Raw genomic sequence first — 23,734 nt, 5'->3', positions numbered from 1 at the left:
TGGCGCTTTGAGGGGCTTCCTAGATTTCGAGATCCTGGAGCGACTTGCCCTTGGTGCTCGACGACAGGAGGGTTGCCGCAGCCGCAACAACGCAAATGCCGAATGTTGTGAGCCCGATGACCAGCGGCACATTCGCCGACCCCGGGGGAGCGATGGCCGTGAAGATGCTCGGGAAGAAGGACGCGATCATGAGGCCGAGGTTCTGCGACACCGCAAATCCCGTGACCCGCATCCGCATGGGGAACTGCTCCTGGAAGAAGGTGGCGAAGGTGGCGTTCCACATCTGGAAGAAGATGCCCTGCACCAGGACGACGCACACAAAAACCAGCACCAGGCTCCGCTGGTCGATGGCCCACAGGTAGCCCCCGGCGAGCAGGCCGCCAGCGATCCCGCCGGTCACCATGAGCCATCGGCGTCCGATCCTGTCGGAAAGCGCACCGAACAGCGGGATGGTCACGACGGCGGCCAGATTGGCCACGAGGGTTACCCAGAGGAATTCGCTGCTGGAGAAGCCGATGCCGTAGCCCTTTTGGGTGGCGTAGGAGACGCCGAAGATGAGCGTTGCCATGCCGATCACGTTGGTAAAGGTCATGATGACACAGCGGACCAGGACCCCCGGGCGGGTGCGGAGGATCTCCATGAGCGGGAACCGCTGCTTCGCTTTGCCCGTTTCGGTCTGGGCCAGGTAGGCCGGAGGCTCCTGGGCCCGACGGCGGATGAGGTACCCGGCCAGGATGACGACGGCGCTGAGAAGGAACGGAATTCGCCAGCCCCAGGCTTCCAGCTGGTCGCGGGGCAGAACGGCGGCCAGGGGAAGCAAGACAGCAGTGGCCAGGATCGAGCCGACCTGCGTGCCCTGAAGGCTGAAGCTCGAGAAGAAGCCTCGCCTGGCGTCCGGGGAGTGCTCGACGATCATGGCGCTGGCGCCCCCGAGTTCGCCTGCCACAGCAAATCCCTGGATCAGGCGGAGGATCACGAGAAGCACGGGTGCCAGGACGCCTACCTGCCCGTACGTGGGCAGCAGCCCCACTGCGAAGGTAGCGAAACCCATGAGCAGCATTGCGAAGACGAGAACATGCTTGCGCCCGTGCCTGTCACCATAGGCGCCGAGCACAACAGCGCCAAGCGGGCGGGAGACATAGCCCACCGCATACGTCGCCAGTGAGGCGATGATCGCGACAGTCGGATTCTCGGACGGGAAGAAGATGGCAGGGAAGATGAGCGTGGCGGCGAGGCCGTACAGCGCGAAATCGTAGTACTCGAGCGCGCCGCCGATCCACCCGCTCATGGCGGCTTTCTTGGGATCCCGCGGGCTGATGTTCGTTTCGAGGGTAGGGCTGACAGCCCCTGAAGTGGTGCTCATTGGATGAATATTCCTTTGGCGACGGTGGCAAGGAACCGGAAAGCATTTCCGGGAAATTGTCCCTGAAAGGGTTGGAAAGCCCTTTCCAGTGAATCGTTTCATTTAGCATAGGCGGCGGATGCGCGGTTCGTCAATGGTTCGTTTCAGTCTTTTCGGAACACGGGATCAGGGGACCGCGGAGCCTGAGCGGGACGTGCGGGAGTGAGGCGTTTCGCCGCGCTCAACCAGCGACGGTGGCGACCTCAACGGCAACCCCCGCATCCCGGAACTTCTGCACCTGACTCAGGTCGGCGCCGTCGTCCGTCACCAGGGTCCAGGGCAAAGCCAAACGCGCCCAGGCGTGGAACGGACGCAGTCCAGGGTTAGAGGAGTCCGCCAACACATAGAATTTACGGCCGCGGCGGGCCATCAGCTCCTTGAGCCGGGTCTGGGCATGGTCGGCGGATGGTCCTGCTGTTCCTGTCAGCCGGTTGGCTGGGCAGCCTGGTTGTCCTCGCTGCCGGCTACGCCGCCATTGTCTTCTTTGCCCACCGTCCCCTCCACAACCCTCGCCGCCCGGTTCCCTAGGGTCCGTGCGCACGGGCACTGGTTGCTGCGGTTCCTCCGTGGGTGGACTCAACCCTGTGCTGTGGGTGAGCTAGGCAGCCACGGTCGGGCCGCCCTCGGATGGCTTGCCTTCGGGCGCTCGGGCGGGCTGCGTAAACGTGCGGGCGGCCCGGGAGCCCGCGACGGTGCTCGCCCCAATGCTGATGAGGGCCCCGAGGATCATGGCCGCGGCTTCTCCCGGTTCCAGCAGATGCAATTGGGAGCCGACAGTGGCGGCGGCAACCGGCACTCCCAGCTGGGACGCTGCAAGCACCGCGAGCGACAGAGGCTGGCCGAGCAGCCGCAGGCTTCCATGGACCAGCAGCGTTCCAAACCCCAGGCAAATCCCGAGGAGAATCATCCTTGGGCTTCCCGCAAGGGTGCGCAAGTCAAGCGATGCGCCCAGCCATACGAAAAACACCGGCCCCAGAAAGCCATCGCTGACGGCGAAGAGTTGATGGGCCAGCCGCCGGGGTTCTCCCACCGCTGCGACCACCAGGCCGAAGGAGAACCCGGCCAGCATAATGGACACGTGGCCCACGACGGCAAGCCCGGAGAGCGCGAAGAGCAAGGCAAGCTGGATCCTGAGCTCCAGGGCGAACTTCCGCTCCTCGGACAAATCATGCATCCGTGCGCGCGTGCCGCTGCGCTCCAGCCATCGAAGGACAAAGAACAAGACTGCAGCGCACGCCGCGACGACGGCTGCGCCGGCGGCTGTCCTCGGCGCATTGGGCGGATCGACAGCAAGCGGAAGCGCCACAATACAGGCGATGTCCGCTACCGCCACTTGTGCCGTCGTCGTCAGGACCTTTGGTCCCGTCAGCCGCAGCGAATCGACGATCGGCAGGACCAAGGCTGCCGAAGAGGAAGCGAGCAGAACGATGTAAAGGGGAGCATGTCCGGTGCCAAAGGCAAAGGCAATGACGATTCCGACGGCGGCCGCGAGCACGGCGGCGATGCCGGCACGCAGGGCGCCACCACCCAGTGCGGGGCGGATGGCCTGGTCCCGCATGGGGACATGCGTCCCGGCGACGAACATGATGAGGGCGAACCCGACGTCGGCCACAAAGGTGAACGTGGGATCCGAGGAGTCCACCAGTCCCAGTCCCGTGCGCCCGATCGCGATACCGGCCAGCAACTGCCCCAGCACCACGGGAAGGTGCCATTTTTGGGACAGCGCCAGCAGCGGACCGAGGAGCGCGACAGCGGCGATCAGCGAAAGCTGAAAGAACGACACGTCCCTCCTTCTACCGGCATTGCGGTTCGTTTGCGGTGGTTAGCGGGCCGCTTCAGCCAGTTTGAGTGTCTTCAGGGGTCAAATACATCGAGGGCCACCAGCGGGCCAACGTCCCGGCGTCGCCCAAAACATCCATGACTTCCCGAGGGGTCCCCGCAACGCGCCAGACGGTCAGGAGTTCATAGTCAGTGCTGCTCTTGGAATTGCCGCCCATTGCTGCCTTTCCACGGCGCGGATGGATAGTGGACTCATGCTGTCACACCTGCGCCGCGCCTGGCCACGGCCGCAACAACCCCTCGGGAGGATGGGAGTTAGAAGGCGGGACGCACCCGCCGTCTTCCGCCCCCAGCGCGGGGGTTCTTCGGCTAGCGAGCCCGCAGCCCCGGGTGGCCGGTCTGCCGGAGCAGTTGCTTTGATCCACAGGCTCATCCACCGCGCACCCAGACCCGCGTCGTACGCTTACCGTAAACCGACTATCCGAAGGTCGGCGTGTCCGATCGGATCCGTATGCCAGAGCTGAACGTCCGCGAGCGGAGTTCCCTCCAGTTGCCTATCGTCGACGCCGCCAGCCTTGCCGCCGAGCAGGTGCTGGAGCAGCTGAACTCCGGCCCCGCAGGGCTGTCCGACCCGGAAGCAGCGGCGCGCCTGGCCGAACTCGGACCCAACGCCGTCCGCACCCACCGGGCCAACGGCTGGGCGGTGCTGGGCCGGCAGTTCGCCAGCCCCATCCTCATCCTGCTGCTCATCACCGCCGGGCTGTCCTTGTTCCTGGGCGACGCCACCAATTCGATCGTGATCGGCGTGATCCTGCTGGTCAGCGTGGGCCTGGGCTTCACCAATGAATTTCGCGCCGAGCGGGCCTCCGAGGCCCTGCACTCCCGCGTCACCCACCGCGCAGTGGTGCTCCGCGAGGGGACCACCAAGGACGTGGACGTTACCGCCCTGGTGCCAGGCGACGTCGTCCATCTCTCCCTGGGCGCCATCATTCCCGCCGACATACGGCTCCTGGGCACCAAGAACCTCCTCTGCGACGAGAGCATCCTGACGGGGGAGTCGCTGCCGGCCGCCAAGGACCCGGCGACGGTGGCGGCCGCCTCGTCCCTGGCTGACCTCGCCTCCTGCGTCTTCATGGGCACCGTCATCCAGTCCGGCGGCTGCACCGGCGTGGTGGTGGCTACGGGCGGCCGTGCCGAATTCGGCCGGATCGCCCTGGGCCTGGGCGAACGGCAGCCGCAGACCGAATTCCAGCTGGGGCTCAAACGCTTCTCCTTCCTGTTGCTCCAGGTGGCCATCGGGCTCACTTCGCTGATCTTCATCGCCAACCTGCTGCTGCAGCGCCCGCTCATCGAATCGCTGCTGTTCTCCCTGGCCATCGCGGTGGGCATCACGCCGCAGCTGCTTCCCGCCGTCGTCAGCACCAGCCTGGCCACCGGCACCCGGCAGCTGGCCAAGCGGAAGGTCCTGGTCAAACGGCTGGTCTGCATCGAGGACCTGGGGGACATGGACATCCTGGTGACCGACAAGACCGGCACCCTGACGGAGGGGCGGATCAGTTTCACCGGCGCGCTTCCGGTGACCCCGGACCTGTCCGACGCCGATCTGCTCACCCTGGGGCTCCTGGCCACTGAGTCCGACTACACCGAGGCCAAACTCTCCTCCGCCGGGCAGAACCCGCTGGACGCGGCCCTCTGGGACAGCTCCGAAGCGGTCGGCTTCGATCCTTCCCGCTTCGAGCGCCTTGACCTGATCGACTTCGACCACCAGCGCCGGCGCACCAGCGTGCTGGTGCGGGAGGCCGGTGGCCCGGCGCGCCTGGTCACCAAGGGTGCGCCCGAGGACGTCCTGGCCCTCTGCGGACCCACCCCGCCTGCCGTGCAGGCAATGCTGGATGAACAGTTCGACGCCGGCTCCCGGGTGGTGGCAGTGGCCACCCGGCCCGCCGCGGGACTTGGTAAAATCGCCCCGGACGACGAGCGGGACCTGGTTTTGGCGGGTTTCCTGATTTTCCTGGACCGGCCCAAGGCCAACGCCAAGTCGTCCCTGGACCAGCTGGCGGCGCTGGGTATCTCGGTGAAGATCGCCACCGGGGACAACGCCAAGGTCGCCGAAAAAGTCTGCGCCGAGGTGGGCGTGCTGTCCGGCGGGACCCTGACCGGCGCAGACATCGAAAAGTTGTCCGACGCCGAACTCGCCGCCTCCGCCCGGACCGCCACCATCTTCGCCCGCGTCTCACCCGAACAGAAGGCGCGGATCATCAAGCTGCTGCGGCAGAGCGGCGGGTCGGTCGGGTTCATGGGCGACGGCGTCAACGACGCCCTGGCCCTGCACAAGGCGGACATCGGCATATCCGTGGACAGCGCCACCGACGTCGCGAAGGACGCCGCCGACGTCGTGCTGATGGACAAGGACCTCGGGGTCCTGGCGGAGGGCGTGATGGAGGGGCGGCGGATCTTCGCGAACACCATCAAATACGTGCTGATGGGAACGTCCAGCAACTTCGGCAACATGTTCAGCGCCGCCACGGCATCCGTGGTGCTGAGCTTCCTGCCCATGCTGCCCGGCCAGATCCTGCTCAACAACCTGCTCTACGACTCCGGCCAGCTTGCCATCCCGGGCGACCGCGTGGACAGGGAACAGCTCCGGGCCCCGTCGCACTGGAACATCGCCTTCATCCGGCGCTTCATGTTCCTCTTTGGGCCAATCAGCTCGCTCTTCGACTTCGCCACCTTCGCTCTGATGCTGTTCGCGTTCGACGCCGTGCCGGGGGAGTTCCGGGCGGGCTGGTTCATCGAATCCATTGCCACACAGACGCTCATCATCTTCGCCATAAGGACCCGGCGCGTGCCGTTCCTGCGCAGCCGGCCCTCGGCCGGTCTGATCGTCGCCTCGCTGGGCGTGGTGGTGCTGGGCATCTTGCTGCCGCTCTCACCCCTGGCCGGTTTGCTTGGCTTCGACCCGCTCCCGGTCCCGTTCTTCCTGGCGCTGCTGGGCATGATCGTGGTCTATCTGGTCCTGGTGGAGGGCGCCAAGCAGTGGTTCTTCTCCCGCGACGCCCAAAAGATCCCCGCCGGGCCGGTGCCCGTCCGCCCCCGGCCGGACACCCACCACATCGCTCGCCGGGCTTTCCGCTTCAGCGCCCCGGTTCCCGTGGCCGCGCCGCGGCACCGGCGCCGCATGCTGCCGTGATCGCTATCGAGGCCGCCGACACCCCGAATGTATGCCACATCGTGTCACGGCGGGATCGGCAGCACAGCGTGCACCCGGCCGCCCTTGGGGGTGCTCTCGGCGGAGAGCGTGCCGCCGAGCTCGGCCGCCCGCTCGCCCATGGAGGCCATGCCGACGCCGGTCTGCCACGGAGTACCGGTGCTCCCGTCGTCGGTGATCTCGATCTCGAGGGCCTGCTCACGGAGTGTGAGGCTGACCGCCGCATTAGTAGATGTGGAGTGCCTGGCCACGTTGGTCAGCGCCTCGAGGACGATGCGGTAGACCGCCACCTCGACGGCGGCGGGGAGCGCCTGCAGCCTGTCTGCGCGCAGATCGACCCGCAGTGCTGTCCCGTCAGGAGCCCGCAGGGCCAGTGCCTGCTGCCGCAGGGCGGTGACGAGACCGAGCTCGTCGAGCGCAGGTGGCCGCATCGCGTAGACCAGCCCCCGGATGTCCTCGAGCGCGGTCACTGTCTCCTGGCGCAGGGTCCGCAGCAGGTCCTCTGCTCCGGAAGGATCGGTGCGCAGGGTATTACCTAAGGCGTCCGACGTGAACGCGATCCCGGACAGCCGGGCGCCGAGGCCGTCGTGGAGGTCGCGGCGGAGCCGACGGCGTTCCTCCTCGATTGCGGTGATGGCCTGGCCACGTGACTCCCGCAGCTCGTCGGCCAGTGCCCGGGCGCGCAGGGTCTGGGCCAGCAGCGGCGCCACCAGGCTGAGCACGTGGCTGTCACCCGCGGACAGAGTCAGATCACCCGGACGTAGGCCCACCGCGAGTTCGCCCGACCGGTCAGGGCCCAGGGCGAGTGGGAGGATCCTGGTGTGGGTGACCTCTGCCCCGGACTCGGCGATGGTACTCCCGTCCAGCCGGAGCGCAGCGTACGGGAGGACCAGTGCCTCGCGAATCGCCCGCAGTGCGAGCACCGGGTCGTCACCGATGTGGCCGACAACCCGGGTGGCCGCCCCCAGCGGATCCGGACGCACGCCGAAGAGGAGCTCGTCGACAACGGCCCGCAGAACCACCTGCAGCGGATGGAACGTTGTCGCCGCGACGGCGCCGATGATCGCCAGTGTGCCCGGAGGCGGGACGCGGCCGCCCAGGATCTCGACCAGCGACTCGACGGCCATGAAGAGGGCCACGTAGCCGACCACCGCGGTCACAAAAACCACGGACCGCACCATCAGACCCCTGACGTCGACCACCTCGGGCCGGCGGACCCCGATGTACAGGGCCGGTGCGACGGTGCTCATGGCGAGGTAGGCAATCACCTCTCCGGCCGTGCCGAGCGGCAGGAACGGCGTGATGAACATGATTATCCCCACCAGTGAACCCGCGAGGGCCATCCACTTAAGGGCCCACCGGTCGGGGTCCGTGGCACGTTCGATCTTCCACCAGGTGTGCGCGACCAGGGCACATCCGACGACCAGGACCATCGTGATGACGGCCGCTTCGCTCTCTGCCCAGACCACCGCCAGGACGCCCGAGCCTCCGATCACCACCAGCGAGACGAAGTCCACCGGGTGACGCCAGGTGAGCGCCGGGTACGCGGTCAGTGCGAGCGGCGCAAGCAACATGCCGCCGATGATGAATGCCAGGCGCGGCACGTAGCCTCCCCCTGTCGCTTCCAGAATGGCCCCCGAGATGATGGCCAATCCTGCGAGGAACATGAGTACGGCGCTCGGCCGGACCCGCCGCACGCCGAGCAACGCCAGCCCGCTGACGGCCGCGCTCATACCAAGGACGGCCAGCGCGAGCAGCGCAGGGTAGGCGGTCACGTGCCGAGCCCGCCTTCACGGGCGCGGATGATCGCGGCGGCCCGGTCCAACACCTCGAGCTTGGCGAAGATGCTGGTCAGGTGGTTGCTGACCGTCTTGGGGGAGAGGAAGAGCGCCTCGGCGATCGCCGTCGTCCGCCGTCCGGACGCGAGCAGATTGAGGATCTCGCGCTCGCGCGCGGTGAGCTCCGGGAAGGGGGCGGGCCGTGGTGCGGGTGGTGCAGTGAAGTAGCCCAGGATGCGTGCCGCCACGCCCGGGCCGAAGATCGCCTGCCCGGTGACGACCGCGCGGATGGCGGCGACGATCTCCTCCTGATCCGCCCCCTTGAGCAGGTAGCCACGGGCTCCGGCCTGCATCGCGGTGAAGACGGTCGCGTCGTCGTCGTACATGGTCAGCATGAGCACGGCCGTCTCCGGCACCGCGGCACGGATCCGGCGGGTGGCCTCCACGCCGTCGAGACCGGGCATCCGGACGTCCATGAGCACGACGTCGGGCCGCAGGAGTTGGGCCTCTCGTACGGCGGTCTCGCCGTCGCCTGCCTCGCCGGCCACCTCGAGTCCTTCTAGGGTCTCGATCAGCGCCCGGAGCCCGCCGCGCACCACAGGATGGTCGTCCGCGATCAGCACCCTGAGGTTCATGAACCCATTATGGGCGCGTCCGCTCCCGGGTGATCCGGGAACTTCCTCCCTTTCACCCGGGATCCGCGGGAAAATGGACGGGCAGGCCGTCCCTCATGGAGGGAAGTGGCGCGGGCCGACAGTGGAGTGGTCCACTCCATCCGACCCATCCGAGGAGCAACCATGAACACCACATCGAAACGACAGAAGGTCGGGCTCGTGCTGGCCGGCTTGTACAGCGCGCTGAACATCCTGGGCGTGCTGTTCCCCACCCCGGAAGGCCAGGATGGCCCGCCCATCGGCATCCTCATCATCGACGCCGTGCTCGGCCTGGTTGGCCTGGTCGCCGTGATCATCACGTGGCGTACGGGCAACCGCGCCGCGCTTCGCGTCGCGGCCGGCGCGATCATCATCATGACCCTCACCGCACTGCCGGCGTTCTTCGTCGACGTGCCGGCAGCCATCAAGCTGCTGGTTGGCGTAGCCGTGCTGATCACGATCGCGGCCGTGGTACTCATGTTCTCGCCGGGGCGCCGCTCGACGCCGGTCCTGGACTGAGTCTGACACTCCGATCGCAGTCGTCCCGGTCCGTATCGCCTTCGCGGCCGGCCATTCCTCCGCCCGCGAAGGCGGGATCGGCGCAACTGCCTTCGTAGCTGGGATGGCCGGTTGAGCGACGCCGGAATGACAGCCCGTGCGCGAGCCGTCCGGCCGCCTACGTAAGGCAAAGCCTGAGCCGCCCCGTGGGCCGTACTGCTCACCCTTCAGAACGTACGACGGCGGCCCTCACCCCCGCGGTTCCGGCACCTGCTTAATTGGGTAGGGCTATTTGCCGGTTGCCCCTATCCACCCAGTGCAGGGAGGCGCAAGATGACCCCTATGAAAAAACTCATCATCGCCGGTTTCACCGCAGCCATCATGGCTCTGGGTGCCGTCACGGTCGCGGTCCCAGGCAACGCGGCGCCCCAGTCGCCAGCCGAGTCATCCCACACAACGGGGCAGATCCTGGTGAAGTTCCGCGATGATGGTGCGGCAGCGGGCACCCTGCGCCGGCATGGCCTCAGCGACGGCCCCGGCATCGGCAGCACCGGCGCCCACCTGATCAAGGTTCCGGCAGGCAAGGAGCTTCAACTCATCGAAGCGCTCAGCCACAACCCGGCCGTTGAGTACGCCGAGCCTGACGAGACCGTTACCGCGGCCACGAATGATCAATACTTCGGCCGCCAGTACGCCCTGCAAAACACCGGTCAGTCGTTCACCAATACCAAAGGCGACCTGTTCGTGGCCGCCGGCACACCGGACGCTGACGTCGACGCGGTCGAAGCGTGGACCGTCACCACCGGCGCCGGCATCAAAGTCGCCGTGCTCGATTCAGGCGTCGCCAACGACAACCCCGACATCAATCCGAAGGTCGTCGCCCGTGCCAACTTCACCAATGGGGAAACCGGTGACGACAACTACGGCCACGGCACCCATGTGGCCGGCATCGTTGCGGCCACCGCCAACAACACGCAAGGCGTAGCCGGAACGTGCCCGGGCTGCACCATCCTGGACGGCAAAGTACTGAATGACAGCGGGATCGGATCCAGCTCAGACCTTGCGGACGGTATCAACTGGGCCGTCGCCAATGGTGCCAAGGTGATCAACATGAGCCTCGGAGTGCGGGCGTCACGCACCCTCGAGACAGCCGTGAACAACGCGTGGAACAAAGGTGCCGTGCTGGTCGCCGCAGCGGGCAACGGCGGTAACCAGACCAAGATCTACCCAGGGGCCTACGCCAACGTCATCGCCGTCGGCGCCACCGACAACAAAGACGCCAAGGCCTCATTCTCGACGTACGGCGCCAGCTGGGTGGATATCGCAGCGCCGGGTGTCAATGTCTACTCGACGTTCCCGAATCACGCGTTCGTCCTCGGGACGCAGAACAACCGCTCCTTCGGTTACGACGTCGGCAACGGAACCTCGATGTCGTCAGCAATCGTCGCCGCCACAGCCGCCCTTGCCTGGAGCTCACATGCTGGCGCCACGAACACGTCGGTCCGGGCCAACGTCGAATCCACCGCGGAGAAGATCACCGGTCAGGAGGCCTACTGGGCGAATGGCCGGGTGAACGCAGACAGGGCAGTGCGGTAGGGGAGGCGCTAGGGGTCGCAGGAGCTACCTGTTCGCGTCGTAGGCCAGGACGGCGGACGCTGCAGTGCTGTCATCAGCAGGCCGGATTGAATCAATTCGCAAGGTCCCGGCGCCGGGCAGGGGGACGGACTGGCCCTCGCGGAACGCTTGCTTGCGTTCCTGCTCCGCGGTCCTGATCCACACCTGAATGGCCGGGGCGCCGTCGGCCACGCCGATCTTCACGATGCCCACCAGGACACCGCCGAAGCTGGGCTGCATGCCCTGTTTGACTGTTACGAGCTGTTCCACGGCCATCCTTACTTCGTGTCCACGGAGTACACGGAGTCGAAGTTCTCCTTGTACTCATCCTCGGTCAGTTCCAGCGTGCCGGACTTGAGGTGGTCGTCGCCCGCCATGTGACCACCGGCGGGACCCCAGGGGTTGGCGAGAATGACTACTTTCTCGCCGTCGTCGTTGGTTTTTACGTCAACAACCATGTACGCATGGTTGGGAACGACGTCGTCACGGCTGACTTCGTCGGAATCCCAGAACCAGTCAAAGTCGTCGTCCTTGGTGTCTTGAGAGCCAACGGACACGGCCTGGCCATCACCGAGCTTGTCCTCGATCTCATCCAGGTCCAGCTCCCCGTCCTTGTCCGCGGACTTCCCCGTCATGAGCTCCATGGCGTCGCTGCTGTGCCCGCCGTCGATGTCGTCATAGGACCCGCCCCGGTGCTCAGCCGCGGCGCGTTCGTAGATGGAAAGCCAGTTCGGCTGGCCGTCCGCACCCCGGACGCCGCCCTCGGTGGACTTGGCCTCGACCGTGACTTCCACGGGCTTGCCGTCCTCGTACAGGGTTACCACCCAGTGCGTGGGCGGATCGCCGACAGGCCGCATGTGCTCGGCGAGGAATTCATCCAGTTTGCCTTCCCGCTCCAGCGTCTGGGCAACCGAGCCTATACCGGCCAAGAGCCAGCAATCACCGATCTGTCCTTGCCGGATATCGCTGGGATCGCCGGCGTCGGGGTCCTCGCGGACGTCGCCGGGTACGTCGACATCGGGCCTGTCCGGATCCAACGGCCCCGGATCTCCGGGAGGGTTCGAGTCCGGCTTTCCTGAACTGTCAGATCCAGATGCTCCCGAGCTGGCCTTGTCCTGTTCGTCGGCATTGCGGTTCAGCTGCTGTGCCTGGCTCTGGAGTTCCGCGGCAATGCGCTTCAACACCGGCCGGTGTTCCGAATCCCAGGCGGCCCGGAACCGGGTGGCGTCATGCCCGTCCCAGGGAGCACGGGAAAGCAACTGGCCCAGTTCCATGGACAGCGAGACCATCTTTCCGGAATGCTGCGACATGGTTCTGGCGAGTGCCCGCAGCTGTTCGATGTCGGCGCCGTAGAATCCAGGCATCCGTTGGTCCCCCTTTTAGTTGAGCGTCAAGCCATGGTCATCGTATGCGGGCCGCGGTACGTGCCGCGATGGGGAGAACTTCCCGTCAGCTCGCGGGCATCTCTTTCGCTGGAATCTCTTTCGGATCGCAGGCGGGTGAGTCCACCGGGACACTCAGCCGCAGATAGGCCGGGCTCTTTGATTCGATGGTCAGGGTGGCTCCGGCCGGGTCAGTGCTACGGGTTACCACCCAGCCGCCGGGAACCGGGTCTGTTCCGTCGAAGGCGGGGAAGCCGTGCTGCGCCAAGACGGGGTCGCCTGCGGAGAAGATGTCAGCGAAATGGTTTGACGGCTCCACGATGTCGGCGTTGCTTTTCATGGTCTGGGGGTAGAGCATGCATCTGCCATCCTTCAGTCTGGCCAAAGTGGCGGGTTCGTCCTCGGTCCAGCTGATCTCGGGCATCTTCTGTTCCAGGGCGCTGATGATCTCTGCACGCAGGGCGTCGTACTTGGGGAAGCTTTGCGCCACTGGGGCGGGGCCCACGGTGACAGGCGGGACGCTGCTTGCCACCACCGTGGGCTTCTCCGGTGCCGTGCAGCCGGCCATGAGGGCCGTCCCCAGGATCATGAGAGCTGCCACGACCCGGGGCGAAAGCTGCGGTTGCATTGGGCCGTTCATTTTCCCCCAAGTTCTGATGACGGGCGTCAGTGACCGGCCCACTAGGAATGCTGTCACACCTGAGCCGCGTCTGGCCATGGGCACAACTACCCCTCGGGAAAGTGGGTGGCCGCCGGCGGGCACGCGCCCGCCGTCGTCGGCCCCCAGCACAGGGGTTCTTCGGCTGCCGCGCCTGCATCCCCGGCACACCATCCTGGATGGCGAAGGAGGCTTTCGTACTGACGGGGGATCCAGGCGTCGTGACGTAGTCCAGCACCCGGAACTCGGCAGTCATCGCATCCTTCGTAAGGCGAGTGTTCACGTAGCCGCGGTTGTCGTTGGTGAACTTCAGGTGCGGGTTCCAGGCCATGGTCGGGTCGGTGGTGGAGCCTGTGCCGTTGCCGGTGGAGTTGATGGACGTGCACACCAGTTCCGAGCCCACCACGGGGGAGGCCGGGTCCTTGTAGTCCACCTTGACGTCGTTGGCCCAGTTGCGGTGCACGTCGCCGGTGAGAACCACGGCGTTGCGCACGTTCGCGTCCACCCAGCCCTGCGTGATGCGGCGCCGGGACGCGGCGTAGCCGTCCCAGCCGTCCATGGAGACGTCGTCGATCTCCGGCGCCCGGTTCCTGTCCCGCTCGGCGAAGAACACCTGCTGGCCCAGGATGTCCCATTGCTGCGTGGAGTTCCTGAACCCGTCCAGCAGCCACTTTTCCTGCTCCGCGCCGGTGATAGTGCGGTCCTCGGCCAGGCGCCCGGCCACGTTCTTCTGCCAGCCGTCCCCGGCCAGCTGGTCGTCGCGGTACTGCCGGGTGTCCATCATGTGGAAGTTGGCCAGCTGGCCCCACTGGATGGTCCGGTAGATCTTCATGTCGAACCCGGCCGGCACGGACGAGGCCCGCAGCGGCATGTTCTCGTAGTACGCCTGGAACGCGGCGGCCCGGCGCTGCCGGAAATGCTCCGTGGTGTCGTTCAGCTGGGCGGCGTCGGTGTTCTCAGGTACGTCGTCCGCCCAGTTGTTGTCCACCTCGTGGTCATCCCACACCACCAGCCACGGCGCGATGGCGTGCGCAGCCTGCAGATCGGCGTCGGCCTTGTACTGCGCGTGCCGCTGCCGGTAGCCGGCCAGGCTAACGGTCTCCGGACCCGCGTGATCGCGCGGGTTGCCGCCGCCGATCACGTAGCTGTCCTTCTTGTACTCGTACAGGTAGTCACCCAGGTGCAGCACCAGGTCCGGGTGGTCCTGCGCCAGCCGCGAGTAGGCGGTGAAGTAGCCGTGCTCGTACTGCGCGCAGCTGGCGAACGCCATGGCCAGCGCCGCCGGCGTCTCGTGCGGCGCCGGGCTGGTAAGGGTTCGGCCCACCGGGCTGATGTGCCGGCCGGTGCGGAACCGGTAGAAGTATTCGCGGCCTGGCTTGAGGCCCTTGAGTTCCACGTGGACGGAGTGGGCGGTTTCGATTCGGGCCTGCTCGACGCCGCGGGCTACTACCGTGCGCATGCTTGCGTCTTCAGCCACTTCCCAGGCGACTGCGACGTTGCGGGAGGGCATCCCGCCCAGTCCGTCTTCGGCGATGGCGTCCAGTGCCAGGCGGGTCCAGATTACGAAGCCGTCCGGCCACGGCTCGCCGGAGGCGATGCCCAGCAGGAACGGATCGGTGCGGAGCCCGGCGTCGTCAGCTGTTGAAACGGCGACGGCGGCACCCGGCAGCGCGGCGACCAGCCCGGCCCCGAGGCCGGCGGAGATGAGGGACCTGCGTGAGATGTTGTCCATGGCTCCCACGCTATTCACAGGGGTTGGACAGGTTCTGAGGATGATGTGAATGGCAGGTTAACTGCGTGACAAAACGCTGAGTGCGGCGGGTTCCGGAGAGTCAACTACCTCCGGGATCGCGCTTCCCGGACCTGCACAGCGCCGGATGCTCAGCAGGTAGGAGAGGCAGTGGGGTGGTGGCCGGGTTGGTGGTGATGGTGTTGGTGTCCAGGGTTACGGCGCCGTTGAGTGCCAGCGCGTGGCCTTGGATGGTCACGCCGGTGGTTACGGTGATTGATGCCAGGGCCATGATGGTTCCGGCGATGGTGGATCCTGTGCCGAGTGTTGCAGAGCTTCCGATCTGCCAGAAAACGTGGGATGCCTGGGCGCCGTTGATCAGCTTGACGTGGCTGGCTGAGGCTGTGGTGAGGGTGGAACCCATTTGGAAGATGAAGACGGCTTCCGGGTCGCCTTGTGCGTCCAGCGTTAGTGTCCCGCTCAGCGCGAGTGAGCTGGCTGAGTTGTAGACGCCGGCGTTGAGTGTGCGGCCTACCAGGTCCCCGGCTACTGCCTCGGTTGGGGTGCGGCCTGCGGCGTCGTTGTAGGCGGCCTGCAGGTCCGCGTGCGCGGCGCCGGACTGCACGTCGGCGGAGTGGGTGGTGCCCTGCAGGGTGCCTGGCGGGAACCCCGTGATCGCGGTCCCGGGACTGACTCCCAAGTCCCCGCCAAGGTTGGTCGGGCCGGTATTGGTCACGGTCGACGCACCCAGGACTGAAAAGTTCCCCGCGGCACCCAACCCCACCATCGCACCCGCAGGCAGCGGGGTGGCGGCGGGGGTGGTGGTGATGGTGTTGGTGTCCAGGGTGACGGCGCCGTTGAGTGCCAGGGCGTGGCCTTGGATGGTCACGCCGGTGGTTACGCTGATTGATGCCAGGGCCATGATGGTTCCGGTGATGGTGGATCCTGTGCCGAGTGTTGCGGAGCTTCCGACCTGCCAGAAGACGTGGGATGCCTGGGCGCCGTTGATCAGTGTGACGTGGCTGGCTGAGGCTGTGGTGAGGGTGGAACCCATTTGGAAGATGAAGACGGCTTCCGGGTCGCCTTGTGCGTCCAGCGTTAGTGTCCCGCTCAGCGCGAGTGAACTGGCTGAGTTATAGACGCCGGCGTTGAGTGTGCGGCCTACCAGATCCCCGGCTACTGCCTCGGTTGGGGTGCGGCCTGCGGCGTTGTTGTAGGCGGCCTGCAGGTCCGCGTGCGCGGCGCCGGACTGCACGTCGGCGGAGTGGGTGGTGCCCTGCAGAGTGCCTGGCGGGAACCCCGTCATCGCGGTCCCGGGACTGACTCCCAGATCCCCGCCAAGGTTGGTCGGACCGGTATTGGTCACCGTCGAAGCACCCAGCACGGAGAAGCTCCCGGCAGCACCCAACTCCACCATCGCACCCGACGCATGAGCCGTGGACGGCGTTGACAGAAGACCCGCCAACAGCAGTATGCATGTCAGCGCGGCCGCGCAGATAACCGCTGTCCAACGGGTCGTTCCGGGATCTTCTACAGCTTTGGTCCGAAGAATATTGCTAAACATCATGGTCTTCCCCCAGGTTGATTGCCCCGGCGGTATCCCGCCGGAGACTCTTAGCGATCAATACGTTGTGTTGAGACGGGCGTTGATCAAACCGCAATCGGCCCTGTTTGATGGCGCTTCGACGATTCCGGGCATGCTGGCGCCCGCTCTGGTCTGGGAGAGCTGCGCGATCGCGCTGGGCGCGTTGAAGAGGACCGGCTTCCGGCCTGCTGTTAATTACTGGATCTCTGCGTAGGAGAGACCTTTGAGAAGACGTTCTGTGGCCCCCACCATGAACGAATATCACCAACGACTGGTGACTAGGCCCCCACACTGAACCTCATACAGGATGAAGTCAATAGCTCCCTGCGCCGGAAGCGAAGACTCATCAGCCAACCACCTCAACCGCAACTCCGGCGGCCCGGAACTTTTGCACCCGAGCCGCGTCGGCGCCGTCGTCCGTCACCCAAATGCCTCGTCGGTGCGCTGCTGCGGCGATGCTCTATCCACCCGGAATCCGGGTCAGGGCATCAGGCTCCGTCAAATCCAAGGTGAGGCGTACGTCACAATCCCTCAATAATCTTCGTTCTGTTGAATTACAAAAATGTAAGCGTTTACGCTCTTGGTTGCAGGTTCTCATGAGCGGACAAAACGAACAGTGGATCAGAGTTGCCACCATCAGTGCACGAGTTCTGATTTTCATTTGGGTGAGACGGCAGGGGCCCGGGTCAGGGGCAGAGAGCGGAAACCCGCTCTAGCAGTGCAGGCATTGCTGAACCAAAGCCGGCCCGGCCGGACGTGAGTGGAATTGAACCCGAGCATGAGCCAAGGAAAGGGAAAATCTTGAGTAATATCCACGTTCATAGCGATCGGTCCTTTCGGGAGTGGATGGCCGAACAGAAAACGATCACCACCGAGGAAGCGAACGAACAGGCACAACCGACCACGGTCAAGACCACTGCCGAACCAACAGCCTGATTATCCCGAGCCGTCTGAACTTCCTGGTCAGCCCTCAGTTGCTGCCGGCAGGTCAGATGATCCGAGCTCGATCCGTGCCTTCCGCCCGGTCCCAATGCTGCTTCAGCAGCGCCGCCAGCTTCAACGGCTCGATGCGGTGCGGCGGATCGAAGTGGTGGCGTTCAGGGAACATGTGGAGTTGGAAGTCCGGAATGACCTTGGCTAGCCGGTCCGCGATCTCGCCGTAATCGGCCGGATTGCTCAGGCCGCCGAGGGCGAAGAACACTGGCTTGCGGAAAGCGGACAGCTTCTCCCGGTCCAGGTCATAGCTCTTGAAAGTCTCCAGGAAGGCCCTGATGCCGGCCGGCCGCTTGGCCATCCACGGCGGCGGGGCGCCTTCGGGCGGCGGCGGAAGTTCGACGTCGGGCCTCACCCCCAGCCGCATGAACTCCAGCATGAACTCATCAGGAGGGAGAGTGTCCAGCTCCATCGGCTTCCCGGAGCACTCCCTCGATCTCCGTATCCAGGCTCCAGCCCGGCGGCGGCTCGTCACCCTCGTAGAGTTCCAGCTCCTTGGCGATGGCGTCCACTCCGGGGGCCAGGGCTTCAATCAGGTCGGCGAATGCCAGCTGGGCCGGGAGCACGCTCCCGGGAAGCAGGATGGTCCGAAACGGTTCCATGGGAGAACCCTACGCCCGGTGTTCCTGCAGGCCAACGGGGCAAACGGGCGTTGCGGACACATCGCTGATTGGGCGACCGGCAGCCAGGGGATGCCATTGACTCAAGCTCCAAGGAAGTCTCCAATGGATCATGACCCAAGCCATGGTCGGCGCAATCTGGACAGGCATTTGCATCGCTGCTGTAGTTGCCCTGGCTCTTGCCTCACACCGGATCGGCACGTTGAGGGCCGCGGCGTGGATGATGGCAGTGGCTGCGCTCCTGCTGGCAGGGGAAGACCCGTGGCAACTGGTGTTCATGGCCTCCACACCTGTGGGGACCCAGGACGGCGTGCTTGGCCTCGTGCAACCGCACACCCTGGCTCACATGTTCGGCGGAGCGGGCATGTCCGTGGCCGGCCTCGTCCTTGCCGTGTTCGTGGCTCATGCCGCCCTGCCCCGGAGGGAAAAGTGGGCGTGGTGGGCTTTGCTGACGGTCCTGCTGGTCATTGCATCCGCAGACATTTACGAGCTGACCATATATCCGCATGGCCTGCCCCTGTTACCCACTCCCGCCGACGGAAACCGCGGGTTCGGCTGGCCGACGTTAGCAGCGGGGTTCGCGGTTTGGGTTTTCGCCCTTGCCTTCTCATATCGCCCCATCTTTCGGGGCAGCCCGTCGGCCCGCGATCAACCGGCGAAGCGGCCGTAACGTTCGCCGCTAAGTGTGTTGCTGGGCTGCCTGGCGGGCTGACATCAACCCGAGCTGGGGGAGGGTTCGGGCAGGAGATTGGCTGCCAGCGTCCTGGCGATAAAGCGGCCATAGCGCCCGGCGTCCCAGCCGCGCTTGAGGACGAGGGTTTCATACAACTCCGCCGAGGTGCAGGTGAACATGACATCGGCCACTTCCTCCTCCGTCAGGTCCGCCCTGAGGAATCCCCTGCCGAGGACCTGACGTGCGTTGTGCAGCATCCGGCGGTACCGCTGCTCCTCGACGTCGGCCAGGAGCGCCGCCATGTCGGAGTCCCCGCTCGCAGCGGCATCCCGGATCAGCAGGAAGACGGGGGAGCCGAGGGGACTGACTTCAGTGGTGAACCGGCCGAACTGCTCCATGAGCTCACGGGCGTCTGGGACTGTGGCCTGCGCGCGGTCCGACCGATCCTCGGCCGGCGGGCCGCCTGCTCCGAGGAGGCTCTGCTCGTAGATGGCCCTGACGAGCCCCGGCTTCCCGCCGAAGCCCTTGTATACGGACTCCTTGGAGACGCCGGCCGCCCTGGCTATCGCGGCGATGGTGGTCCGCCCATACCCGTTCGCCAGAAACAGTTGGCGCGACTGCACCAGCACGCGCTCCCTCGACTCCCCGGCCGCTTCGCGCCGCCGTCGGGCGTCGTAGCCGCGGGGACGGGGAGCGCGTGATTCGTTGACCACCTGTCCCACCGGGAATAGACTCCTTATAACAGTTAATTACACCTGACTGTATCCAATTTAGCAGCCTCTCCGCCTCCTGCGACGGATGAACCTCAAGGAGCAGAACATGGACGCTTCAGGGCTGGATCTCCTTCCCGCCGGACCCGTGCAGCGCATGGTGGCTGCCGCGAACCGCCACGACCTTGAGGGAATGGTGGCCGAGTTCGCCGACGACTACGAGAACACCACCCCCGTCCACCCGGCGCGCAGCTTCAAGGGCTCAGCCCAGGTGCGGAAGAACTGGGCCACGATCTTTGCCGGGTTGCCGGACCTGAGCCTCACCGTGCATGATGCGACGACGGGCCCCGGCAACAAGGTCTGGATGGAATGGAGCAACCGGGGGACCCGGCCGGACGGATCGGTGACGTCGTCGGCGGGGGTCGCCATACTCACCGTCCGCGACGACAGGATCGCCGCGGCGCACTTCTACCTTGAGCCGGTCGACCACGAGCCCGTGGATGTGGACGCCGCGGTCAGCATGGTGGTTCACGGGACTGACTCGCGCGGTGGCGGGTCATGATCCTTGTCGTCGGCGGCACCGGCCGTCTTGGCCGCGCCCTTGTCCCCATGCTCGTCAGCGCCGGCCACCAGGTTCGCGTCATGGCACGCGGGGGTTCCCAGCCCTTCCCGGACAGAGCGGACGACGGCGTCGAGCTGCTGCGAGGGGACCTCGCCTCTGAAGCGGACTGCCGGGAGGCGGTGGCAGGCTGCACGGCAGCCGTGTTCGCGGCGTCGGGATTCGGTATCAAGGACTCCGACCCCCAGACGGTCGACCGGGACGGTGCCATCCGGCTCGTCCGGGCGGCGGCCTCCGCAGGGGTCGGGCACGTGGTCATGATGTCCATGCACGGCGCAGCCCCCGACGGGCCCATCGAGTTCCTGCGTTGCAAGGCGGCAGCCGAGGAATCCGTGCGCACATCCGGCATGGCCTGGACTGTCGTCAGGCTCGGGATACTCCTCGAGCAGCGCCTGGAGATCATGGCCGCCCCGCTCGAGTCAAAGGGCAAGGTGTTGGTGCTCGGCTCCGGGTCTGCGCCGGCTACCTACACGTCTGTCCGGGACGCGGCGGCGCTCGTCGTGCGTGCGCTCTCGGACCCGGCGCTGCGGAACCGTGTCATTGAATGGGGTTCACTGACGGCCACGGCCAACGAGCTGGCCGAGGCTTTGCTGACCCGGGCCGGCCACGGGTCGCTCCAGCGAATCCCGCCCCTCGCGGTGCGTCTCCTGTCCGTCGCGGCAAGGCCGTTCTCACCCTTCCTTGCCAGGGTCGCGAAGGCCGCGATCTGGGAGGATTCGGGAGGCCTAGCCTTCGACCCGGTCCCATCGCGCGCGGAGTTCCCTGACATTCCTGTTGCGGGTTTGCAGCAGGTCCTTGAGGCTGCGGTTAAGCCAGGTCCACGATGAGGTGCGGCCGGGCGAGCGTGGTGGTTTCCCCGGAGACTTTGAGGACAGCCGACGTGTCCACGTGATGATCAACGGTCCCCGCGGAGGTCATCCAACGTTTCTGCCGTGCTCGTCGCCGAGGTGACGCGGGGCAGAGCCGGGAAATCGACGGGGCCGTCCGCTGCGGGACGCACCTGACCTGTCTGGAGAAGATGTTCAAAAGGCAACGTTGAGGGTGGGACCAACGTGGCGGTTATTTCTCCGTTGTTCGTGACGTCAATTGTTTCGCCGTTCTTGACGCGCTGCAGGATCTTGCTGCTCTGAGTGCGAAGTTCGTACTGCGAAATGGTTGTCATGGCTGCCTCCGTAGCAATTGTTGCAATCCCTCGGCTTGAAGGTAAGTCCCAGCCACGTGCACGCGTACGAGGATGCGAGCCCGTAGACCGCTCAATCGAGGCCTTAGTCCTGTCTTTGGACGGTTATGAGTTCAAGAATTCTGCTCACAGCATCGTCATAAGGGGCGTAGTCGGAGACGGGCCTGCCATTGAAGTGGTCGGTGACGATGCGAAACAGCGCCGCGCGGACGAGGTATTGAGGGAAAGCCGGGTTTGGGCTGATCGTCTCTAGGAGCGACAGCGCAGCGCCCTCGAAACAGACAGCGTCCATTGCGATGACTGCGACAGAACACTCGACGGGACGCCAGTACAGGGTCAGGTCGATAACCGCCGGTGGAAGGCTTGAGTCGAACAGGACGTTTCCAGTCAGGTCGCCATGGATGAGGGCGGGGGGATCGGACACGGGCCGGCGGGCGGTCAGGAGGTCCGCAACGTAGGGAGCATTGACGCGCAGACCGTCATGGTCCTCGCTCCAAGCGAAGCGGTCCGCCCTTGCCCAGGCGTGGGTCCGCATATTGACGAACGCAGGGCGCGGCACTCCCGAGAAAATCACCGCGAACTCACGGGCAATTTTCGCGATCTCCAACCATCGACCCGCACTGTGCTCCCCGGCCAGGTACGGGAACGCTGTCCAGCCATCCACAATCAACCTCTCGGACTGGCTTCTGATCGGAAGGGACAGCCGCAAGTGGCTGTCCCCGAGGTGCCTCCGGGCAACCTCGTCCTGCCACAGCAATTCTTCCGGAAGCACGTCGAGTGGCTTCAGCGTTACATCGCCGGCTTTCCAAGCAGTTCCTCGGCCGCCCGGCAGCTTTGACACGGTCCCGACGGCCCGGAAGTCGGCAAGGACTTCATCGGAGGGAGGCCGGTCAAGATGAGGCAGGGTCGTTCCGGAATCACCGTTCACTCGAAGAGTCTTGCATGGCCTTCGGTGACCGGGCTGCAGAATGACGCACGAACAGTTGACGTAAAACGAATACCTGGCCCCTAGAGCGAGGCCAGGATGGCGTCCACCGTTTCAGCTGGTGTCCGGGTCCATTGGAGGCCCAACAGTTGCAGGCAAGGTGGCGTGCCGGTTGACTTGGGGCAATGACTGCGCAACTTTTTCCAGAAATCGCCGATCCCGCACGCCCCCTGGTTCTCATCATCGGACCAATCGCCTCAGGAAAAAGCACGCTGGCGGACACCCTCGCCCACACTCCGCAGTAGCGGCGAGGCCGTGACGGTGGTCGGGCTCGACACCGTGGCCGAGATGGCCTTGCCAACACTGGGCGACTGGACTTGGGCACATGAAGTCCACGGGCAACTCGTGGGTGCCTGGCTGGAAAAGCCGATCCCGACCGTGATCGCCGAGGGGCCTGCAACGCCTGAGGAGGTCGAGCTGATCATGCGCCACATCGGCCCGGATGTCGGCGTCCGGAAGGTGCTGATCACCACCAGCTACGAAACCGCCTTGGCTCGCGCCTCCGCCGACCCGACCCGCGGGCTGTCCAAGGACCCGGAATTCCTGCTCCGGATGCACCGCCGGTTCGAGCAGACGCGGCCGGACATCGCCTTTGACCTCCAGTTCGACACCGACGAACTGTCCTCCGACGACATTGCCGAGCGGGTCATCGAGGGACTTCCCAAGCTGCGATAGGCCGCCAGCCTGTGCCCGGCTGGCGGCCGGCTCACCGCTGAGCCAACCGGCTCACGCCCTCGCGGACAGCGGCTGGCGTGAAGACGGCGCCGGTATCCGGAAAGGAGGGGACCTCGATCCGGGCGTGGCTATGGATCTCGGTGACGGAGCTGCGGGTGTGTTCGGCTATTTGTTCCAGGGTGGTGACCCACATTCCGTCCATGAATCTGACGCGTTCCATCAGCCGCTCCAGGGCTACGGCTTTGGAGGGGCGGCCGGAAATGAACGGGTGATTGGTCAGGACGAAACAGCTTCCCGCTGCATGGTGCGCTTCCGCCTCCAGGGTCCACAGCTCCAGCACCTTGACTGGGCTTTCGATCACGCCGCTGCCGGTGACGCCGGGGTAGAAGGCGTACTGCTCCCAGTCGTCCAGCGCCCAGTCCACCGGGATTTCCACGAGATCCCGGCTGTCGCCGGGGGCGACGCTGAAGCGGTAGGGTGCGTCGCCGTCGAGCAGGCTTGAATCGTAGAGGAAACCACGGTCCGCCAGGAGCGCCGCAGAGTGCCAGTTCAGCTCCCACCAGGGTGCACGGTAACCGACAGGTTCGACGCCGGCGGCCTTGGCGAGCGCTTCGAGGCCCCGGTCAAGGTAGCGGGCCTCCGTGGCGGCGTCGATGCCCTGCATGGGTTCGTGCAGATAGCCGTGGTGGGCCACTTCATGCCCGCCGTCCACGATGCGCCGCACCGTGTCCGGATAGGATTCCGCCGTGAACCCCGGGACGAAGAACGTTGCCCGGATGTCTTGCCGGTCGAGGATCTGCAGCAGGCGGGGAACCGCCACTTTCGGCCCGTAGGACTGGTGCGTCATGAGCGACATCCGGCGGGTGCATTGAGGGTCATGGGCGATGGTGCAGGATTCGGCGTCGACGTCGAAGGTGAAAGACGCTGCCGCTTGCTTCCCCTCGGGCCAGCTGATCGGGTGGGCGGAATCCGGGAAGGCTGGCATGTTCATGG

General features: G+C 65.7%; 23 protein-coding genes and 1 pseudogene. 8 read left to right on the top strand and 16 right to left on the bottom strand.

All coding sequences use genetic code 11. The features are described 5' to 3' along the window. Positions 1-19: 19 nt before the first annotated feature. Both QFZ40_RS14750 and QFZ40_RS14745 read right to left on the bottom strand, forming a co-directional pair. Positions 20-1,363, bottom strand: a complete 1,344-nt coding sequence (locus QFZ40_RS14750) for an MFS transporter (RefSeq protein WP_306905321.1) — start codon at positions 1,361-1,363, stop codon at positions 20-22. A gap of 220 nt (positions 1,364-1,583) precedes the next feature. After that, positions 1,584-1,805 (bottom strand): annotated as a pseudogene (locus tag QFZ40_RS14745) (DeoR/GlpR family DNA-binding transcription regulator); the annotation flags it as partial. Positions 1,806-1,807: 2 nt separating this feature from the next. Here QFZ40_RS14745 and QFZ40_RS14740 point away from each other — a divergent pair. Then, complete coding sequence (locus QFZ40_RS14740; RefSeq protein WP_306907017.1) at positions 1,808-1,930, top strand: hypothetical protein; 123 nt, start codon at positions 1,808-1,810, stop codon at positions 1,928-1,930. Between the two features lie 70 nt (positions 1,931-2,000). Here the strand turns inward: QFZ40_RS14740 and QFZ40_RS14735 are convergent, their stop codons facing one another. Beyond that, on the bottom strand, positions 2,001-3,185 hold the full coding sequence (locus QFZ40_RS14735) for a cation:proton antiporter (RefSeq protein ID WP_306905320.1): 1,185 nt from the start codon (positions 3,183-3,185) through the stop codon (positions 2,001-2,003). Positions 3,186-3,692: 507 nt separating this feature from the next. Here QFZ40_RS14735 and mgtA point away from each other — a divergent pair. Continuing rightward, positions 3,693-6,371, top strand: a complete 2,679-nt coding sequence (gene mgtA / locus QFZ40_RS14730) for a magnesium-translocating P-type ATPase (protein WP_306905319.1) — start codon at positions 3,693-3,695, stop codon at positions 6,369-6,371. Between the two features lie 44 nt (positions 6,372-6,415). Here the strand turns inward: mgtA and QFZ40_RS14725 are convergent, their stop codons facing one another. Together QFZ40_RS14725 and QFZ40_RS14720 are read right to left on the bottom strand one after the other, a co-directional pair. Beyond that, entirely contained in the window at positions 6,416-8,164 is a 1,749-nt protein-coding gene (locus tag QFZ40_RS14725) for a sensor histidine kinase (protein ID WP_306905317.1), read from the bottom strand. Next, a complete protein-coding gene (locus tag QFZ40_RS14720; RefSeq protein WP_306905316.1) occupies positions 8,161-8,802 on the bottom strand; it encodes a response regulator transcription factor in 642 nt (213 codons plus the stop codon). The genes QFZ40_RS14725 and QFZ40_RS14720 overlap by 4 nt, the downstream gene beginning before the upstream one ends. A gap of 162 nt (positions 8,803-8,964) precedes the next feature. On the opposite strand from QFZ40_RS14720, the gene QFZ40_RS14715 reads away from it, so the two are divergent. Next, positions 8,965-9,339, top strand: a complete 375-nt coding sequence (locus QFZ40_RS14715) for a hypothetical protein (protein WP_306905315.1) — start codon at positions 8,965-8,967, stop codon at positions 9,337-9,339. A 312-nt stretch (positions 9,340-9,651) separates the two neighbouring features. Then, the gene (locus QFZ40_RS14710; RefSeq protein WP_444861238.1) at positions 9,652-10,914 is read left to right on the top strand and encodes a S8 family serine peptidase; all 1,263 of its coding nucleotides are present in this window, start codon (positions 9,652-9,654) and stop codon (positions 10,912-10,914) included. 24 nt (positions 10,915-10,938) lie between these two features. Here QFZ40_RS14710 and QFZ40_RS14705 read toward each other — a convergent pair whose 3' ends face one another. The 7 genes from QFZ40_RS14705 to QFZ40_RS14675 form a co-directional block, all read right to left on the bottom strand. After that, on the bottom strand, positions 10,939-11,202 hold the full coding sequence (locus QFZ40_RS14705; RefSeq protein ID WP_306905314.1) for a hypothetical protein: 264 nt from the start codon (positions 11,200-11,202) through the stop codon (positions 10,939-10,941). An 8-nt stretch (positions 11,203-11,210) separates the two neighbouring features. Further along, a complete protein-coding gene (locus QFZ40_RS14700) occupies positions 11,211-12,296 on the bottom strand; it encodes a C2 family cysteine protease (protein WP_306905313.1) in 1,086 nt (361 codons plus the stop codon). Between the two features lie 85 nt (positions 12,297-12,381). After that, positions 12,382-12,654 carry a hypothetical protein gene (locus QFZ40_RS14695; protein WP_306905312.1) on the bottom strand — a complete coding sequence of 91 codons (273 nt, stop codon included), beginning with the start codon at positions 12,652-12,654 and terminating at the stop codon, positions 12,382-12,384. Then, positions 12,608-14,704, bottom strand: coding sequence for an alkaline phosphatase D family protein (locus QFZ40_RS14690; RefSeq protein ID WP_306905311.1), 2,097 nt, complete (start codon positions 14,702-14,704; stop codon positions 12,608-12,610). Before QFZ40_RS14690 ends, QFZ40_RS14695 begins: the two co-directional genes overlap by 47 nt. A 100-nt stretch (positions 14,705-14,804) precedes the next feature. Next, positions 14,805-16,166, bottom strand: coding sequence for an ice-binding family protein (locus QFZ40_RS14685; RefSeq protein ID WP_306905309.1), 1,362 nt, complete (start codon positions 16,164-16,166; stop codon positions 14,805-14,807). Between the two features lie 1,108 nt (positions 16,167-17,274). After that, complete coding sequence (locus QFZ40_RS14680; protein ID WP_306905307.1) at positions 17,275-17,691, bottom strand: alpha/beta fold hydrolase; 417 nt, start codon at positions 17,689-17,691, stop codon at positions 17,275-17,277. Continuing rightward, positions 17,666-17,881: a hypothetical protein gene (locus QFZ40_RS14675; protein ID WP_306905305.1), complete on the bottom strand. Its 216-nt coding sequence runs from the start codon at positions 17,879-17,881 to the stop codon at positions 17,666-17,668. The genes QFZ40_RS14680 and QFZ40_RS14675 overlap by 26 nt, the downstream gene beginning before the upstream one ends. 130 nt (positions 17,882-18,011) lie before the next feature. Between QFZ40_RS14675 and QFZ40_RS14670 the strand changes: the two genes are divergently transcribed. Further along, complete coding sequence (locus QFZ40_RS14670; RefSeq protein ID WP_306905303.1) at positions 18,012-18,569, top strand: hypothetical protein; 558 nt, start codon at positions 18,012-18,014, stop codon at positions 18,567-18,569. Positions 18,570-18,613: 44 nt separating this feature from the next. On the opposite strand, the gene QFZ40_RS14665 is transcribed toward QFZ40_RS14670, so the two are convergent. Beyond that, positions 18,614-19,294, bottom strand: coding sequence for a TetR/AcrR family transcriptional regulator (locus QFZ40_RS14665; RefSeq protein ID WP_306905301.1), 681 nt, complete (start codon positions 19,292-19,294; stop codon positions 18,614-18,616). A 97-nt stretch (positions 19,295-19,391) separates the two neighbouring features. On the opposite strand from QFZ40_RS14665, the gene QFZ40_RS14660 reads away from it, so the two are divergent. Together QFZ40_RS14660 and QFZ40_RS14655 are read left to right on the top strand one after the other, a co-directional pair. Next, positions 19,392-19,844, top strand: a complete 453-nt coding sequence (locus QFZ40_RS14660) for a nuclear transport factor 2 family protein (RefSeq protein WP_306905298.1) — start codon at positions 19,392-19,394, stop codon at positions 19,842-19,844. Further along, positions 19,841-20,728 carry an SDR family oxidoreductase gene (locus tag QFZ40_RS14655; RefSeq protein ID WP_306905296.1) on the top strand — a complete coding sequence of 296 codons (888 nt, stop codon included), beginning with the start codon at positions 19,841-19,843 and terminating at the stop codon, positions 20,726-20,728. The genes QFZ40_RS14660 and QFZ40_RS14655 overlap by 4 nt, the downstream gene beginning before the upstream one ends. 68 nt (positions 20,729-20,796) lie before the next feature. Here the strand turns inward: QFZ40_RS14655 and QFZ40_RS14650 are convergent, their stop codons facing one another. Both QFZ40_RS14650 and QFZ40_RS14645 read right to left on the bottom strand, forming a co-directional pair. Beyond that, on the bottom strand, positions 20,797-21,063 hold the full coding sequence (locus QFZ40_RS14650) for a type II toxin-antitoxin system Phd/YefM family antitoxin (protein WP_306905295.1): 267 nt from the start codon (positions 21,061-21,063) through the stop codon (positions 20,797-20,799). A 103-nt stretch (positions 21,064-21,166) separates the two neighbouring features. Beyond that, a complete protein-coding gene (locus tag QFZ40_RS14645) occupies positions 21,167-22,009 on the bottom strand; it encodes a phosphotransferase (RefSeq protein WP_306905294.1) in 843 nt (280 codons plus the stop codon). 312 nt (positions 22,010-22,321) lie between these two features. Between QFZ40_RS14645 and QFZ40_RS14640 the strand changes: the two genes are divergently transcribed. Then, the gene (locus tag QFZ40_RS14640) at positions 22,322-22,741 is read left to right on the top strand and encodes a hypothetical protein (RefSeq protein WP_306905291.1); all 420 of its coding nucleotides are present in this window, start codon (positions 22,322-22,324) and stop codon (positions 22,739-22,741) included. Between the two features lie 31 nt (positions 22,742-22,772). Here the strand turns inward: QFZ40_RS14640 and QFZ40_RS14635 are convergent, their stop codons facing one another. Then, entirely contained in the window at positions 22,773-23,732 is a 960-nt protein-coding gene (locus tag QFZ40_RS14635) for a polysaccharide deacetylase family protein (protein WP_306905290.1), read from the bottom strand. Positions 23,733-23,734: the final 2 nt, after the last annotated feature.

The sequence above is a fragment of the Arthrobacter pascens genome, assembly GCF_030816475.1.
Lineage (GTDB): Bacteria > Actinomycetota > Actinomycetes > Actinomycetales > Micrococcaceae > Arthrobacter > Arthrobacter pascens_B.
This window is presented reverse-complemented; position numbering and strand designations above follow the sequence as displayed.